Origin of the sequence: Streptosporangium amethystogenes subsp. fukuiense (assembly GCF_042665875.1) — a bacterium.
GTDB lineage: Bacteria > Actinomycetota > Actinomycetes > Streptosporangiales > Streptosporangiaceae > Streptosporangium > Streptosporangium fukuiense.
Genome location: NZ_JBHTEE010000001.1, coordinates 3,296,116 through 3,313,070, shown reverse-complemented (window position 1 = coordinate 3,313,070; position 16,955 = coordinate 3,296,116). Strand labels below are relative to the sequence as shown.

Annotated in this window: 9 protein-coding genes and 3 rRNA genes; 10 read left to right on the top strand and 2 right to left on the bottom strand. The window is 64.6% G+C overall.

The window, feature by feature from the left end; all coding sequences use genetic code 11:
* The 10 genes from ACFQVD_RS14480 to ACFQVD_RS14435 all read left to right on the top strand — a co-directional run bounded on the left by ACFQVD_RS14480 (window position 1) and on the right by ACFQVD_RS14435 (window position 14,365).
* Window positions 1-528, top strand: coding sequence for an arginine repressor (locus ACFQVD_RS14480; RefSeq protein WP_343966430.1), 528 nt, complete (start codon window positions 1-3; stop codon window positions 526-528).
* A 36-nt stretch (window positions 529-564) separates the two neighbouring features.
* Window positions 565-1,764 (top strand): argininosuccinate synthase, encoded by a 1,200-nt coding sequence (locus tag ACFQVD_RS14475; RefSeq protein ID WP_343966342.1) that lies wholly within the window; start codon window positions 565-567, stop codon window positions 1,762-1,764.
* Between the two features lie 41 nt (window positions 1,765-1,805).
* Complete coding sequence (argH, locus tag ACFQVD_RS14470) at window positions 1,806-3,224, top strand: argininosuccinate lyase (RefSeq protein WP_343966340.1); 1,419 nt, start codon at window positions 1,806-1,808, stop codon at window positions 3,222-3,224.
* Window positions 3,224-3,874 carry a DNA-3-methyladenine glycosylase gene (locus tag ACFQVD_RS14465; protein ID WP_343966337.1) on the top strand — a complete coding sequence of 217 codons (651 nt, stop codon included), beginning with the start codon at window positions 3,224-3,226 and terminating at the stop codon, window positions 3,872-3,874. Before argH ends, ACFQVD_RS14465 begins: the two co-directional genes overlap by 1 nt.
* A gap of 127 nt (window positions 3,875-4,001) precedes the next feature.
* Window positions 4,002-5,270: a tyrosine--tRNA ligase gene (gene tyrS, locus ACFQVD_RS14460; RefSeq protein WP_343966334.1), complete on the top strand. Its 1,269-nt coding sequence runs from the start codon at window positions 4,002-4,004 to the stop codon at window positions 5,268-5,270.
* A gap of 680 nt (window positions 5,271-5,950) precedes the next feature.
* A 16S ribosomal RNA gene (locus ACFQVD_RS14455) occupies window positions 5,951-7,476 on the top strand.
* A 393-nt stretch (window positions 7,477-7,869) separates the two neighbouring features.
* Window positions 7,870-10,999, top strand: a 23S ribosomal RNA gene (locus tag ACFQVD_RS14450).
* A gap of 71 nt (window positions 11,000-11,070) precedes the next feature.
* A 5S ribosomal RNA gene (rrf, locus tag ACFQVD_RS14445) occupies window positions 11,071-11,187 on the top strand.
* Together the 16S, 23S and 5S rRNA genes form the textbook arrangement of a ribosomal RNA operon.
* Window positions 11,188-11,747: 560 nt before the next feature.
* Complete coding sequence (locus ACFQVD_RS14440) at window positions 11,748-13,400, top strand: hypothetical protein (RefSeq protein ID WP_386368511.1); 1,653 nt, start codon at window positions 11,748-11,750, stop codon at window positions 13,398-13,400.
* The gene (locus ACFQVD_RS14435) at window positions 13,307-14,365 is read left to right on the top strand and encodes a hypothetical protein (RefSeq protein WP_386271286.1); all 1,059 of its coding nucleotides are present in this window, start codon (window positions 13,307-13,309) and stop codon (window positions 14,363-14,365) included. The genes ACFQVD_RS14440 and ACFQVD_RS14435 overlap by 94 nt, the downstream gene beginning before the upstream one ends.
* A 99-nt stretch (window positions 14,366-14,464) precedes the next feature.
* Here the strand turns inward: ACFQVD_RS14435 and ACFQVD_RS14430 are convergent, their stop codons facing one another.
* Entirely contained in the window at window positions 14,465-15,391 is a 927-nt protein-coding gene (locus ACFQVD_RS14430; protein WP_343968968.1) for an MBL fold metallo-hydrolase, read from the bottom strand.
* Window positions 15,392-15,534: 143 nt separating this feature from the next.
* A complete protein-coding gene (locus ACFQVD_RS14425; RefSeq protein ID WP_425580407.1) occupies window positions 15,535-16,875 on the bottom strand; it encodes a DUF1015 family protein in 1,341 nt (446 codons plus the stop codon).
* Between the last annotated feature and the right edge of the window lie 80 nt (window positions 16,876-16,955).

Here is a 16,955-nt window from a genome sequence, read left to right as displayed (position 1 = left end):
ATGACCAAGGTCGCCCGTCAGGCCAGGATCGCCGACCTGCTGCAGCGGCAGCCCGTCAGATCCCAGCCGGAGCTGGCCAAGCTCCTGCTGGAGAGCGGGGTCGAGGTCACCCAGGCCACCCTCTCCCGGGACCTGGACGAGCTCGGTGCGCTCAAGCTGCGCGCCGAGGACGGCTCCCTGGTCTACGCTCTGCCCGGTGAGGGCGGCGGCCGGATAAGGCTGGCCAGGCTCGGCACCGGCGAATCCCCGGCCGCCCGGCTCAGCAGGCTCGCAGAGGAACTCCTCGTCTCGGCCGAGGCCTCCGCCAACCTGGTCATCGTCCGCACGCCACCGGGCGCCGCACAGTTCCTCGCCTCCGCCATCGACCACGCCGACTGGGAGTCCATCCTCGGCACGGTCGCCGGAGACGACACGATTCTCGTCATCAGCCGTGACCCGGTGGGCGGGGCAGCGGTCGCCGAGGGGTTGCTCAGGCACGCGGACCGACGTGTTCAGCCCGCTCAGGCGGGCGACCCTGGCACCATCTGAGACCTGTGACGAATGAATTACTTGGAGTGATCAATTATGACTGACCGGGTCGTGCTCGCCTTCTCCGGCGGCCTCGACACCTCCGTGGCCATCCCCTTCCTCGCCGAGAAGACCGGCGCCGAGGTGATCGCGGTCGCCGTCGACGTCGGCCAGGGCGGCGAGGACATGGAGATCATCCGCAAGCGGGCCATCGACTGCGGCGCCGTGGAGTCCGTCGTCGTGGACGCCCGCGAGGAGTTCGCCACCGACTTCTGCGTGCCCGCCCTGCAGGCCAACGCCCTCTACATGGACCGCTACCCGCTGGTCTCCGCCCTGTCGCGGCCACTGATCGTCAAGCACCTGGCCGCCGCGGCCAAGGAGTTCGGCGGCACCCACGTCTCGCATGGCTGCACCGGCAAGGGCAACGACCAGGTCCGGTTCGAGGCCGGCCTGGCCGCGCTCTTCCCCGAGCTCAAGGTCATCGCTCCGGCCCGCGACTACGCGTGGACCCGGGACAAGGCGATCGCCTACGCCGAGGAGAAGAGCCTGCCGATCGAGACCACCAAGAAGAACCCCTACTCGATCGACCAGAACATCTGGGGCCGGGCCGTCGAGACGGGCTTCCTTGAGGACATCTGGAACGGCCCCGTCGAGGACGTCTACTCCTACACCGCCGACCCCGCCCAGCCGCGCGAGGCGGACGAGGTCATCATCAGCTTCGTCAAGGGCGTCCCGGTGGCGTTGGACGGGCGGCACCTGACCCCGTTCCAGATCATCGCCGAGCTGAACCGGCGCGCGGGCGCCCAGGGGGTCGGCCGTCTCGACATGGTCGAGGACCGGCTCGTCGGCATCAAGTCCCGCGAGGTCTACGAGGCGCCGGGCGCCATCGCCCTGATCACCGCGCACATGGAGCTGGAGAACGTCACGGTCGAGCGCGACCTGGCCAGGTTCAAGCGGTCCGTGGACCAGCGCTGGGGCGAGCTCGTCTACGACGGTCTCTGGTTCTCCCCCCTCAAGAAGGCCCTGGACGTCTTCATCGCCGAGGCCCAGGAGCACGTCACCGGCGAGATCCGGATGACCCTGCACGGCGGCCGGGCCACGGTCACCGGCCGGCGCTCGGAGGCGTCGTTGTACGATTTCAACCTCGCCACCTACGACACCGGCGACACCTTCGACCAGTCTCTCGCCAAGGGCTTCGTCGAGCTGTGGAGCCTTCCCTCCAAGATTGCCTCGGCCCGGGACGCCCGGCTGGGCTGAGTGGGCTAAGGTCGCGGATTGAATGGGGAGGGAGAACAACGGTGACTGATGGTGGCAAGCCGATGCGGCTGTGGGGCGGCCGGTTCGAAGGAGGTCCGGCCGACGCGCTGACCAGGCTCTCTGTGAGCGTGCACTTCGACTGGCGGCTGGTGCCGTACGATCTGCTGGCCTCGCGCGCGCACGCCCGGGTGCTGCACCGCGCGAACCTGCTGACCGACGACGAACTGGCACGCATGCTCGGTGCCCTGGACGACCTGGAGCGAGCCTGCAAGGAGGGTGAGTTCCGACCGACCGTCGCCGACGAGGACGTCCACACCGCGCTGGAGCGCGGCCTGCTGGAACGCCTCGGCACGCTCGGCGGCAAGCTCAGAGCAGGTCGCAGCCGCAACGACCAGGTTGCCACTGATCTGCGGCTCTACCTCCGCGATCACGTCAGGCACATCGTGTCCCGGCTGGTGGAGCTGGAGACCGCGCTGATGAGCCAGGCCGAGGAGCACGCCGAGACGGCGGCCCCCGGCATGACCCACCTGCAGCACGCCCAGCCGGTCTCATTCGGCCACCAGCTCCTGGCGCACGTACACGCCTTCGCTCGCGACATCGAGCGGCTGCGCGACTGGGACCGGCGCGCGGCCGTCTCCCCGCTCGGCTCCGGGGCGCTGGCCGGGTCCTCCCTGCCGCTCGACCCGCAGGCCGTGGCCAGGGAACTGGGCTTCGACTCTGCAGCGCCCAACTCGATGGACGCGGTCGCCGACCGTGACTTCGCCGCCGAGTTCCTGTTCGACGCGGCGATGATCGGCGTGCATCTGTCCCGGCTGGGCGAGGAGATCGTCCTGTGGGCCTCGCAGGAGTTCCGCTGGATCGAGATGGACGACGCCTACTCCACCGGCTCGTCGATCATGCCGCAGAAGAAGAACCCCGACGTGGCCGAGCTCGCCCGGGGCAAGAGCGGCCGCCTCATCGGCAACCTGATGTCGCTGCTGACCACCCTCAAGGGCCTGCCGCTGACCTACAACCGGGACCTGCAGGAGGACAAGGAGCCGGTGTTCGACTCCGTCGACAGCCTGCTGCTCGTCCTTCCCGCCATGGCCGGGCTCGTCGCGACCATGCGCGTCAACACCGCCAAGCTGGAGGCCTCGGCCCCCGACGGGTTCGCGCTGGCCACCGACCTGGCCGAACTGCTGGTCCGCAGGGGCGTCGCCTTCCGCGAGGCCCACGAGGCGGTCGGGCACCTGGTCGTCTGGTGCCAGGTCAACGACAAGGATTTCGGCGAGCTCACCGACGACGAACTGGCCAAGGTCTCGCCGCACTTCACGCCTGACTCCCGCGAGGTCCTCTCGGTGCCGGGCGCGCTGGCCGCCCGCAAGGCGCACGGCGGTACGGCGCCGGACCGGGTCCGCGACCAGCTCGTCGCGCTCCGCGAGGTCGTCGACGCCCAGGCGGCCTGGGCGATCGGGAACTGATGCCCGTCGAAGAGCACGACGGGCACTCGCTCGCCGCGCCCGCGCCGCTGGCGCGTGACTTCTTCGACCGGCCCGCCCACGAGATCGCTCCGGATCTGCTGGGGCGAGTGCTCGTGCACGGGCCGGTCGCGCTGCGTCTCACCGAGGTCGAGGCGTACGGCGTGCCGGGTGAGGACCCCGCGTCGCACACCTATCGGGGCCGGACGCCGCGCAACGCGGTGATGTTCGGCCCACCGGGCCACCTGTACGTCTATTTCACCTACGGCATGCATTTTTGCGTCAATCTCACCTGCCTTCCCGAGGGGACAGGATCCGGGATACTGCTCAGGGCCGGAGAGGTGATCTCCGGTGCCGGGACCGCCATGGCCCGCCGGAGAGCGGGAAGCGCCCGTGCCGTCCGGGAAGTCGATCTGGCCAGGGGGCCGGCACGTCTGGCCGTGGCGCTCGGCTTCACCCTGGAGCACAACGGACTCGATGTCTGCGTCCCGGGGTCGCTCTTCGTGACCGAGGGTGACCCCGTCGTGGCCGCGTCCATCCGGTCGGGGCCACGTACCGGGGTCTCGTCGGGGAAGGAGACGCCCTGGCGTTTCTGGATCGACGGCGACCCCACCGTCTCGCCCCATCGCCCGCACGTGCCGCGCCGCCGGTAGGCCACCCTGCGCTCCTCCTGGCTTCCCCGCTGGTCCACTCGCGCTTTCGAGTGGCGCGACGGTGCCGCGATCGGGCAGGGTGTACGAGAGCGCTAAATGTCCCTTCGAGCATTGGAAAGCAAGGATCGTGACCGACATTCTGGATGACCTCGCCTGGCGCGGCCTGATCGCGCAGTCCACCGACATCGATGCCCTGCGCGGGGCGATGGCCGAGGGTCCGATCACGGTCTATTGCGGCTTCGACCCGACCGCACCCTCGCTGCACGTCGGCAACCTGGTCCCGTTGCTGACCCTCACCCGCCTGCAGCGGGCGGGTCACCGGGTCGTCGGCCTGGTGGGCGGCGCGACCGGCCTGATCGGCGACCCCAGCGGTCGGAGCACCGAGCGTTCGCTGAACTCGTCCGAGGTCGTGGCCGAATGGGTGGCGCGGATCCGGGTCCAGCTGGAGAAGTTCCTCGACTTCTCGGAGGAGACGGGCGGGATCCTCGTCAGCAACCTCGACTGGACCGAGGGCATGTCGGCGATCGACTTCCTGCGTGACGTCGGCAAGCACTTCCCGGTCAACCGGATGCTCGCCCGCGAGTCGGTCTCCGCCAGGTTGGGGGGAGAAGGGCTCAGCTACACCGAGTTCAGCTACCAGATCCTGCAGGCCAACGACTACCTGGAGCTGAACCGGCGCTACGGCTGCACGCTCCAGATCGGCGGCAGCGACCAGTGGGGCAACATCACCGCGGGCACCGACCTCATCCGCCGGGTGACGGGCGGACATGTACACGCCCTCACCGTGCCGTTGATCACCAAGGCGGACGGGACCAAGTTCGGCAAGACCGCCGGCGGCGCGGTCTGGCTCAACCCTGAGATGACCTCGCCGTACGCCTTCTACCAGTTCTGGCTGAACTCGGATGACAGGGACGTGGTGAAGTTCCTCAAGATCTACAGCTTCAGGTCCCGTGAGGAGATCGAGGAACTGGAGAAGGCCGCCGCCGCGCGGCCCGCCGCGCGTGAGGCCCAGCGGGCGCTCGCGGAGGAGTTCACCACGCTGCTGCACGGTGCCGACGAGTGCGCCGCGGTGATCGCCGCCTCGGCTGCCCTGTTCGGTCAGGGTTCCCTGGAGGAACTGCCCGCGCGCACGCTCGGAGAGGCTCTCGCCGAGGTTCCGCGTGCCGAGGTTCCCACGCTGGGAGCGTCCTTCGTCGACCTGCTCGCCGAGAGCGGCCTGGTCAAGTCGAAGTCCGAGGCGCGTCGCACCGTCAAGGAGGGCGGCGCCTACCTCAACAACACCAAGGTCACCGATGAGGCGTACGTGCCGTCGGCCGATGATCTGCTCCACGGACGCTTCCTGGTGCTGCGCCGGGGCAAGCGTTCGGTCGGTGGCGTCGAGATCGTCGAGGCCTGACCCCTCCCGCGCTGCCGACCTGCTCTCCCGCCAGGTAAAGGCGATGATTACGAGGGATGGACGCCCCGGCTTAGGCCGGGGCGTTCGCTGCCCCGACGCGTAACATTCCGGTAGCGAACCTCCCTCGGTTCTCTAAGCAACCCCTCTGACCTGCGGTTTTACCAAGCATGGCTGATTTGACGATGTTCCGGGAGGGGCATAATCTTTTTAATGCCCCGGGAGCGAGCCGGACGCCTGAGCTGGCGGACGGGCCCCAGGGACACTCCACTGAACGAACTTGAGAGTTCGGACTCCGCGTAGATCACCGGAAAACCGGTTGATTCGCCGTGGCCCGGATGACACGGTATGTTCAGGGAGCTGCTCCGGAAGCGGGGCAAAGAGAATCCTAGTAAGTCTGCAGGGTTTGTGACAAATGGCTGAGAGCTAGCAATTTGACACAGTCTTGACAAGCTGTAGGATTTAAGTATGAAGCAGAGCGCCCCTGGCTCTCCGATCAAGTGTTGATCGGGACGACGGTGTACGCGTCCGTTTCTTGAGAACTCAACAGTGTGTTAAAAGCCAGTGCATGAAGCACAACCCTGTCCAACCTGCCCTGTCATTGGGGTGGGGGACGGATTCCTTTGGTTGAACATCCATCATGTGTGATGGGTGCTTTCAGCCGGGAGCAACTGTTCAGACATTGTTTGGAGAGTTTGATCCTGGCTCAGGACGAACGCTGGCGGCGTGCTTAACACATGCAAGTCGAGCGGAAAGGCCCTTCGGGGTACTCGAGCGGCGAACGGGTGAGTAACACGTGAGTAACCTGCCCCTGACTCTGGGATAAGCCCGGGAAACTGGGTCTAATACCGGATACGACACCTCCCGGCATCGGGTGGGTGTGGAAAGTTTTTTCGGTTGGGGATGGACTCGCGGCCTATCAGCTTGTTGGTGGGGTAACGGCCTACCAAGGCGACGACGGGTAGCCGGCCTGAGAGGGCGACCGGCCACACTGGGACTGAGACACGGCCCAGACTCCTACGGGAGGCAGCAGTGGGGAATATTGCGCAATGGGCGAAAGCCTGACGCAGCGACGCCGCGTGGGGGATGACGGCCTTCGGGTTGTAAACCTCTTTCAGCAGGGACGAAGTTGACGTGTACCTGCAGAAGAAGCGCCGGCTAACTACGTGCCAGCAGCCGCGGTAATACGTAGGGCGCAAGCGTTGTCCGGAATTATTGGGCGTAAAGAGCTCGTAGGTGGCTTGTCACGTCGGGTGTGAAAGCTTGGGGCTTAACTCCAGGTCTGCATTCGATACGGGCTGGCTAGAGGTAGGTAGGGGAGAACGGAATTCCTGGTGTAGCGGTGAAATGCGCAGATATCAGGAGGAACACCGGTGGCGAAGGCGGTTCTCTGGGCCTTACCTGACGCTGAGGAGCGAAAGCGTGGGGAGCGAACAGGATTAGATACCCTGGTAGTCCACGCTGTAAACGTTGGGCGCTAGGTGTGGGGACCTTCCACGGTTTCCGCGCCGTAGCTAACGCATTAAGCGCCCCGCCTGGGGAGTACGGCCGCAAGGCTAAAACTCAAAGGAATTGACGGGGGCCCGCACAAGCGGCGGAGCATGTTGCTTAATTCGACGCAACGCGAAGAACCTTACCAAGGCTTGACATCGCCCGGAAAGCTTCAGAGATGGAGCCCTCTTCGGACTGGGTGACAGGTGGTGCATGGCTGTCGTCAGCTCGTGTCGTGAGATGTTGGGTTAAGTCCCGCAACGAGCGCAACCCTTGTTCAATGTTGCCAGCACGCTCCTTTTAGGGGTGGTGGGGACTCATTGGAGACTGCCGGGGTCAACTCGGAGGAAGGTGGGGATGACGTCAAGTCATCATGCCCCTTATGTCTTGGGCTGCAAACATGCTACAATGGCCGGTACAGAGGGTTGCGATACCGTGAGGTGGAGCGAATCCCTAAAAGCCGGTCTCAGTTCGGATTGGGGTCTGCAACTCGACCCCATGAAGTCGGAGTCGCTAGTAATCGCAGATCAGCAACGCTGCGGTGAATACGTTCCCGGGCCTTGTACACACCGCCCGTCACGTCACGAAAGTCGGCAACACCCGAAGCCCGTGGCCCAACCAGCTTGTCTGGGGGGAGCGGTCGAAGGTGGGGCTGGCGATTGGGACGAAGTCGTAACAAGGTAGCCGTACCGGAAGGTGCGGCTGGATCACCTCCTTTCTAAGGAGCATCGGTCGCGGTCATCTTCGGGTGGTCGTGGTCCATGCCGTGTTCGTGGGCGAACGTTCCACGCTCGGCGCGCTCATTAGTGGAGCACTGGCTATTCGGTTCGGCGGGATCGCTGATCGGTTAGTACCGCCCTGGTTCTTCGGAGTTGGGGAGTGGGAACGGCGGTTGTGGGGTTTCGCTGGGGTGAACACACTGTTGGGTCCTGAGGAAACGGACATTGTGGCGGGCCCGCTTGTGGCGGGCTTGCTGTCTGTTGGAGCCTCATGCGGGACCATCCTCCTGTCATACCAGCTCGGCCTGTTGAGGGTTCGGGTGTTGGTGGCGGGGTGGGTTTGGTCGCTGTTTGTTGTTTGAGATTTGCATAGTGGACGCGAGCATCTTTGTGGCCAAGTTTTTTAGGGCACACGGTGGATGCCTTGGCATCAGGAGCCGATGAAGGACGTGGGAGGCTGCGTTAAGCCCCGGGGAGTCGCCAACCAGACTTTGATCCGGGGATGTCCGAATGGGGAAACCTAGCACCAGTCATGTGGTGTTGCCTCCGCCTGAATGTATAGGGCGGTTGGTGGTAACGCGGGGAAGTGAAACATCTCAGTACCCGTAGGAAGAGAAAACAAATAGTGATTCCGTGAGTAGTGGTGAGCGAAAGCGGATCAGGCTAAACCGTAGGCGTGTGATAGCCGGCAGGCGTTGCGTTTACGGGGTTGTGGGACCCTCTGGGAGGAGCTGCCGTTCCTCCAGACAGTAAGAAATCCTTCCGATAGCTGAAGCTTCTGGGAAGTGGCGCCGTAGACCGTGAGAGTCGGGTAGGCGAAATTGGTTGGACTGTTGGAGGGGATCCCAAGTAGCACGGGGCCCGAGAAATCCTGTGTGAATCTGCCAGGACCACCTGGTAAGCCTAAATACTCCCTGATGACCGATAGTGAACAAGTACCGTGAGGGAAAGGTGAAAAGCGCCCCGGTGAGGGGTCGTGAAATAGTACCTGAAACCGTGTGCCTACAAGCCGTAGGAGCGTAAACGAGGCTTGCCTTGTTTGTGATGTGACTGCGTGCCTTTTGAAGAATGAGCCTGCGAGTTATGGTGTGTGGCGAGGTTAACCCGTGTGGGGGAGCCGTAGCGAAAGCGAGTCTGAATAGGGCGTTTGAGTCGCATGCTATAGACCCGAAGCGGAGTGATCTAGGCATGGGCAGGTTGAAGCGCGGGTAAGACCGCGTGGAGGACCGAACCCACCAGGGTTGAAAACCTGGGGGATGACCTGTGTTTAGGGGTGAAAGGCCAATCAAACTCCGTGATAGCTGGTTCTCCCCGAAATGCATTTAGGTGCAGCGTTGCGTGTTTCTTGCCGGAGGTAGAGCACTGGATGGCTAATGGGCCCGACAAGGTTACTGACGTCAGCCAAACTCCGAATGCCGGTAAGTGAGAGCGCAGCAGTGAGACTGCGGGGGATAAGCTCCGTAGTCGAGAGGGAAACAGCCCAGACCACCGACTAAGGCCCCTAAGCGTGTGCTAAGTGGGAAAGGATGTGGAGTCGCAGTGACAACCAGGAGGTTGGCTTAGAAGCAGCCATCCTTGAAAGAGTGCGTAATAGCTCACTGGTCAAGTGATTCCGCGCCGACAATGTAGCGGGGCTCAAGTACACCGCCGAAGTCGTGGCATTCACACGTATAACTGAGCCTTTGTGGTTTAGGTGTGTGGATGGGTAGGGGAGCGTCGTGCGGCCGGCGAAGCAGCGGAGTGATCCAGCTGTGGAGGCTGTGCGAGTGAGAATGCAGGCATGAGTAGCGAATCAGAAGTGAGAAACTTCTGCGCCGGATGACCAAGGGTTCCTGGGGCAGGCTAATCCGCCCAGGGTAAGTCGGGACCTAAGGCGAGGCCGACAGGCGTAGTCGATGGACAACGGGTTGATATTCCCGTACCCGCTACGATGCGCCAATACTGAATCCAGTGATACTAAGGGTCCTTAACCCCTCCGAGCCTTCGGGCTTGGGGTGAGGGTGAACGCCTGGCCTGAACTGGTAGTAGGTAAGCGATGGGGTGACGCAGGAAGGTAGCCCAGCCCAGGCGATGGTAGTCCTGGGGTAAGCATGTAGGACGTGTTGTAGGCAAATCCGCAACACATTGAGTCTGAGATGTGATGCCGAGCCGATTGTGGCGAAGTGGGTGATCCTATGCTGCCGAGAAAAGCCTCTAGTGAGTGTCGTGGCGGCCCGTACCCTAAACCGACTCAGGTGGTCAGGTAGAGAATACTAAGGCGATCGGGTGAACTGTGGTTAAGGAACTCGGCAAATTGCCCCCGTAACTTCGGGAGAAGGGGGGCCTTCGCTGGTGACGAACCTTTGCGTTCTGAGCTGGTGGGGGTCGCAGAGGCCAGGGGGAAGCGACTGTTTACTAAAAACACAGGTCCGTGCGAAGTCGTAAGACGATGTATACGGACTGACGCCTGCCCGGTGCTGGAACGTTAAGGGGACCGGTTAGTGGAGTTTCGACTTCGCGAAGCTGAGAACTTAAGCGCCAGTAAACGGCGGTGGTAACTATAACCATCCTAAGGTAGCGAAATTCCTTGTCGGGTAAGTTCCGACCTGCACGAATGGCGTAACGACTTCCCCGCTGTCTCAACCGCAGACCCGGCGAAATTGCACTACGAGTAAAGATGCTCGTTACGCGCAGCAGGACGGAAAGACCCCGGGACCTTCACTATAGCTTGACATTGGCGTTTGGAGCGTCTTGTGTAGGATAGGTGGGAGACGGTGAAGCTATCACGCTAGTGGTGGTGGAGTCATTGGTGAAATACCACTCTGGTCGTTTTGAACGTCTAACTTCGGTCCGTGATCCGGATCAGGGACAGTGTCTGGTGGGTAGTTTAACTGGGGCGGTTGCCTCCTAAAGAGTAACGGAGGCGCCCAAAGGTTCCCTCAGCCTGGTTGGCAATCAGGTGTCGAGTGTAAGTGCACAAGGGAGCTTGACTGTGAGACCGACGGGTCGAGCAGGAGCGAAAGCTGGGACTAGTGATCCGGCGGTGGCATGTGGAAGCGCCGTCGCTCAACGGCTAAAAGGTACCCCGGGGATAACAGGCTGATCTTCCCCAAGAGTCCATATCGACGGGATGGTTTGGCACCTCGATGTCGGCTCGTCGCATCCTGGGGCTGGAGTAGGTCCCAAGGGTTGGGCTGTTCGCCCATTAAAGCGGCACGCGAGCTGGGTTTAGAACGTCGCGAGACAGTTCGGTCCCTATCCGCTGCGCGCGCAGGAGACTTGAAAGGAGCTGTCCCTAGTACGAGAGGACCGGGACGGACGAACCTCTGGTGTGCCAGTTGTTCCGCCAGGAGCACGGCTGGTTGGCTACGTTCGGAAGGGATAACCGCTGAAAGCATCTAAGCGGGAAGCTCGCCTTGAGATGAGGTCTCCCACCCCGTGAGGGGGTAAGGCTCCCGGTAGACGACCGGGTTGATAGGCTGGAGGTGGAAGCGCAGTAATGTGTGGAGCTGACCAGTACTAATAGGCCGAGGACTTGACCACAAAGCAGTTCTTGCTCGCGTCCACTAGGCAATTCTGAGACAGCAAACGGTGGTTTGTGTGTTTCATAGTGTTACGGCGGTTATGGCGAAGGGGAAACACCCGGTTACATTCCGAACCCGGAAGTTAAGCTCTTCAGCGCCGATGGTACTGCACCGGGGACGGTGTGGGAGAGTAGGTCGCCGCCGGACAATCTTTCATATGAAGGCCCTCACCTTTCGGTGGGGGCCTTCGTGTTTTCCGAGGGGGTTCCGGAAGGGGCTTGCGGGGTTTCCTTCCGGAGTTTTCAGTGAGTTTCCGTGTTGAGGGCCGGCATCGGCTTCTACCGGTTTCGTAGTGATTTCCAGAGAGCCTCCGAACAAGGGGTTGCGGCTGGATCTCAAGACTTCCGATGGGCCGCTGGAGTCCTTTTGCCGTCAGGAAGAGCCTCCGCTGAGCGACCCCCCTGCTCCACCGAACCTGCGGTGGCAGGCGGGGATCGGACTCCGCAGCACTCTGAAATCCGGCTTCGTGATCATTTGCGGGTGTGGGTGAAGGGCGTATGGAGTTTCAATGGCTTGCTAGGCTGGAGAGGCCGGGCCACCCCACCAGCGGGTGGCCTTCGTCGCGCCAGACCACGATAGGGCGGGGCAGCGATAGCGAACGGGGCGCACCCCGCGGCCGGAGACCGCCCGCACAGCGACCGTCCCATCCGATCGAGGAGATGGGACGCGCTCGCAGAGTGAGCCAACGAATGGACCAGAAGTGAACAGTGACAACCGGCCTGAAGGCGCGGGTCGACGCGAAGAGGGCGAGAACCGCGGATCTGGCGGTCAGGGAGGTCACCGCGGCGATCGCGCAGGTGGCTACAGGGGACGTCCGGGAGACGGCCCCCGATATGGTGAGCGCCGAGAAGGGCGCCCGGGCGGTTCTTACGGCTCTCGTGACCGCGGCGACAGGCCGTCCTACAACCGTGACGACCGTGGTTCCGGTCGTCCTCCCTTCAATCGCGACGACCGGCCGGGCGGTGGGCAGAGGTCTTCGGGACCGCGTGCTGACAACCAGCGTTCCTACGGTGATCGCGACCAGTCCCGAGGCGGTTCCTACGGAGCCCGTGACCGCGGGGACAGGCCCTCCTACAACCGTGATGATCGTGGTGAGCGCAGGCCGTTCAACCGTGATGAGCGTCCCGGTGGGGACAGGCCGTCGTTCAACCGTGATGACCGTGGTGAGCGCAGGCCGTTCAACCGTGACGATCGTCCGGGTGGTGGTTACCGGGGAGATCGTCCGTCGTTCAACCGTGATGATCGTGGTGAGCGCAGGCCGTTCAACCGTGACGATCGTCCGGGTGGGGAGCGTCGTTCGTACGGTGACCGTGATCAGGCTCGTGGTCAGTACGGTTCGCGTCCCGATCGTGGTGAGCGTAGGCCGTTCAACCGTGATGACCGTCCGGGTGGTGGTTACCGGGGAGATCGTCCGTCGTTCAACCGTGATGACCGTGGTGAGCGTAGGCCGTTCAACCGTGACGATCGTCCCGGTGGGGACAGGCCGTCGTTCAACCGGGACGATCGTGGTGAGCGCAGGCCGTTCAACCGTGACGATCGTCCGGGTGGGGAGCGTCGTTCGTACGGTGACCGTGATCAGGCTCGTGGTCAGTACGGTTCGCGTCCCGATCGTGGTGAGCGTAGGCCGTTCAACCGTGATGACCGTCCGGGTGGTGGTTACCGGGGAGATCGTCCGTCGTTCAACCGTGATGACCGTGGTGAGCGTAGGCCGTTCAACCGTGACGATCGTCCCGGTGGGGACAGGCCGTCGTTCAACCGGGACGATCGTGGTGAGCGCAGGCCGTTCAACCGTGATGACCGTCCCGGTGGGGACAGGCCGTCGTTCAACCGTGATGATCGTGGTGAGCGCAGGCCGTTCAACCGTGACGATCGTCCGGGTGGGGAGCGTCGTTCGTACGGTGACCGTGATCAGGCTCGTGGTCAGTACGGTTCGCGTCCCGATCGTGGTGAGCGTAGGCCGTTCAACCGTGATGACCGTCCCGGTGGGGAGCGTCGTTCGTACGGTGACCGTGACCAGGCTCGTAGCCGTTATGGTTCGCGTCCTGACAGCGGTGAGCGCAGGCCGTTCAACCGGGATGACCGTCCGGGTGGGGACAGGCCGTCGTTCAACCGTGACGATCGTGGTGAGCGCAGGCCGTTCAACCGCGACGACCGTCCCGGTGGCGGTTACCGGGGAGACCGCGATGGCGAGGGGTCACGCACCCGTTATGGCCGGGATGACCGGTCCGGTGGCCGTGACGAGGCTCCCGGTCGCCAGCGTGAGGAATTGCCGGAGCTCGCCCCGGACATCACCGCGGAGGAGCTCGACAAGGAGATTCGCGAGGAGCTCCGTTCCCTCCCGCTCGACCTCGCGGAGCTGATCTCCCGCCACCTCGTGGCAGCCGAGAGGGCTCTGGGCGAGGGCGACGCGGAGCGGGCGTACGAGCACACCAAGGTCGCCCGCCGCTTCGCGGCCAGGATCGGAGTGATCCGCGAGGCGGTCGGCATCGCGGCCTACCATGCCGGCCACTTCTCCGAAGCACTCAGCGACCTGCGCGCGGCCCGCCGGATGACGGGTTCTGACTCGTTCCTGCCGATCATGGCGGACTGCGAGCGTGGCCTCGGCCGCCCCGAGCGCGCCCTCGATCTGGTCCGCTCCAAGGAGGCCGAGCGGCTCGACCGTGTCGGCAAGATCGAGCTCGCCATCGTGGAGTCCGGCGCCCGGCGTGATCTCGGTCAGCACGATGCCGCGGTCATCACCCTCCAGCGCCTGCCCGAGCTGCGCGACACGCGTCCCCAGCCCTGGTCGGCCCGTCTCGCCTTCGCCTACGCCGACGCGCTGTTCGAGGCGGGTCACGAGGGGCCCGCCACCGAGTGGTTCGGCCGGGCGATGGCTTTCGACGAGGACGGTGAGACCGATGCGGCCGAGCGTTACGCGGAGCTGACCGGGGCTGTCATCGAGGATCTCGAAGAGGACGACGATTTCGAGGACGAGGAAGCCGACGACGACCGCTTCCTGGACGACGTCGACGATGATGACGATGACGAGATCGACGCCGATCTCGACGACGTGGCGACGCTGGACGCGGACATCGAGGACGAAGACGATCTCTACGAGGAGGCGTTCGGCACGGGAAAGCCCGTGATCGGTGATGCCCTGTACAACGGCACTGCTGACCCGAACGGAACGGCCGGTACCGAGCGGAAGATCCAGGAGGCTGTCGAGCCGGCCTTCATCGAACCTGACTTCGGCGACATCCTCCGGGACGCCCCCGACGTCAACGACGATCGGGACGAGGACGACGAGCAGGGCCAGAACCGCCGGAGCAAGCCCGAGGAGAAGTAGTTCCCCGGGGGACTTCGCGGTATTTCGGGGGAGCGGGCGAACGGCCCGTTCCCCCGAAACGGCGATTCCAGCGCGGTCCTGGCTGGTAAGGACGCGTCCTTACGACTCCGTCCGGTCCAGCCAGTGCAGGATGCCGGCCACGTTGGACGGGGCGCCGCTCAGCAGTTCGAACTGCTCGGCGGTGGCCTCGTCCGCCTTCAGCGCCGCATAGCGGTCGCGGGTCCGCTCCCTGACCATGGCCACCGCGTGGTCCAGGTCCATGGCCTGTGAGCGAGCCTGACGGGTCAGGTCGACCCAGACGCGCAACTCCTCGGCGGAGCGTCCCAGAATCTCCTCCACGTCCGTGACCGGTCCGTAGTGGCTGAAGAGCAGCCGTTGCGGGCCCAGCGCCCTGAACAGGGCGATCGAGTCCAGCGCGGTCTGCAGGTCGAAGTCCGGCGGGGGCGTGGCGGGGCGTAGGTCGCCCGTCTCCGGAAGGTAGACCCCGGCCGCGTCGCCGACATAGAGGTCACCGGTACCGGAGTCGATGAGCCCCACGTGATGTTTGGCGTGTCCCGGGGAGTAGTGGCTGCTCAGCGTGCGTCCGTTGCCGAGGTCGATGGTGCCTGTGTCGCCTAGCGCGCGAATCCGCGAGGCTTCGGTGGGGGAGAGCTCGCCGAACAGGATGTCCAGCTTGTCACCCCAGACCATTCGCGCGCTGGCCATCAGCCTGGCCGGGTCGGCGAGATGCCGGGCGCCTTTCTCGTGAACCACGATCTCCGCGTCCGGGTAGAAACCGGCGAGGTCCCCGACTCCGCCCGCGTGGTCCAGGTGGATGTGCGTGACAGCGATCGTCGCGAGATCCGCCGGGCCGACGCCCAGCGAGGTCAGGGCGTCGCGTACCACGGGGGCCGAGGTGGAGGTGCCCGTCTCCACCAGGCAGGGCCGATCTCCGAGGATCAGGTATCCGGCCGTGATACTGGAGTATCCGGCCATCCTCGTGTCGATCTCATAGACGTCTCCGCCGAGGGCGGTGATGTTGTCCACAGGTCACCTCATATCTGGAACCGGCGTCCCCAGAACGGTATTCGGCCATTCCGGCGCAGCTCACATCGTAGAGAGTCGTCCTCGTCCGCTCACTTCCGTATGTGAAGAAAGGTGTCGTCTCGGAGGTGAACGCGTGAACCCGGTCACTGTTCGGACCTCCAGGAGCCAGAGACCTCAGAGTCGCTCAAAGCCCCGGCCTGCTGAGGGGCCGGGCCGCTCGTGAGCAGACGCAGCACCAGGCCGGTGCGGGGTTTGGGGCCGAAGGAGGTGGACTTGCGGGGTACCCGTTCCCCCCGGGCCGCGATCGCGAGCACGTCCTCGACCGCCAGCGGGCGCAGCAGCACCGCAGTCCCGCCGGAGGCCCGCGCGAGCTGTACGGCGGCCTCCGGATCGTGGTGGACGACGCGCACCGAACGCTCGTCGTCCCGCATCCCCCACACCTTCGGCAGAAGGAACTCCGCGAGGATGGAGGTGTTCAGCGCCCGCCACCCGGCCGAGCGGTCGGTCGGCATGGCGTGCGCGAGCCTGTCGGGGTCGGGATCGGTGAGCAGGTAGGCGGGACCCCCGCCGGACAGCAGGTAGGCCGGTCCGGTGCTCTCCTCCAGCGCGGCCAGCCCCTCGGTCAGGCCCGCGTGCTCCCGTACCTGCCAGGAGCTCCTGGCCTTGGCCAGTGCCTCCCCGAGCGGCAGTTCGGGAATGACCCGGTGGATGGCCTTCAGATGCGGGGGATAGGCGCTGGAGTCCACCAGGAGCGCGAGACCGAAGTCCCAGGGCCCGGGCTCGGGCCTCGCGGCGTGGTGTTCCCGCTGGAGTTCGAGATAGGTGGCGTAGCGGTGGTGCCCGTCGGCGATCAGAGCCTGGCGGGGGCGGAGATCGGCGTTGATGGAGGCGAGCTCACCGGTGTCGGTGACGGCCCACAGCCGGTGCCTGACCCCGTCGCCGGTCACCGCCTCCGCCAGCGGAGGCCGGGAGGTGGCGATCCGGTCGACGAGGCGGGTGGCGGCGCCGCCCGCGCCGTCGTAGAGCAGGAAGATCGGCTCCAGGTTGGCCTCCGTGGTGCGCATCAGCGCCAGCCGGTTGGCGACCGGTCCGGGCATCACGTTCTCGTGAGGCAGGACGATGTGCTGTTCCGGCCCCGCCAGGCCCACGTCGCCGATGAGTCCGCGCTGCAGGATCCCGGGCCCGGACTGCTCGTAGACGTAGATCGCGGGTGTCTCGTCGGCGGCCAGCACCCCGGAGGAGAGCCACTCCTGAAGTCTCTCCCGTGCCTCGGCGTACCTGGGCTGGTCGATGCCGGGAAGGATCAAACGCACCACGTTGTTGGGGTGGGTGTCGAGCAATTCCCGTACGCCCGCCTTGTCGATGAGATCGTAAGGCGGCGAGGTGACCCCGGCCAGATCGTCGACCGTGAACCGTACGCCGTGGAACGGGCGTAGCACCAGCCCGTCGGGCACCGGCAGTTCAGGATTCGCCATAGAGGGCATGCTGCCATAAAGGCCTGAAACGGCCGGGCGCCGTCTCGAGGCTGCGGTGGTGCCCGGTCCCGTCAGGGAGTCGGCCAGAT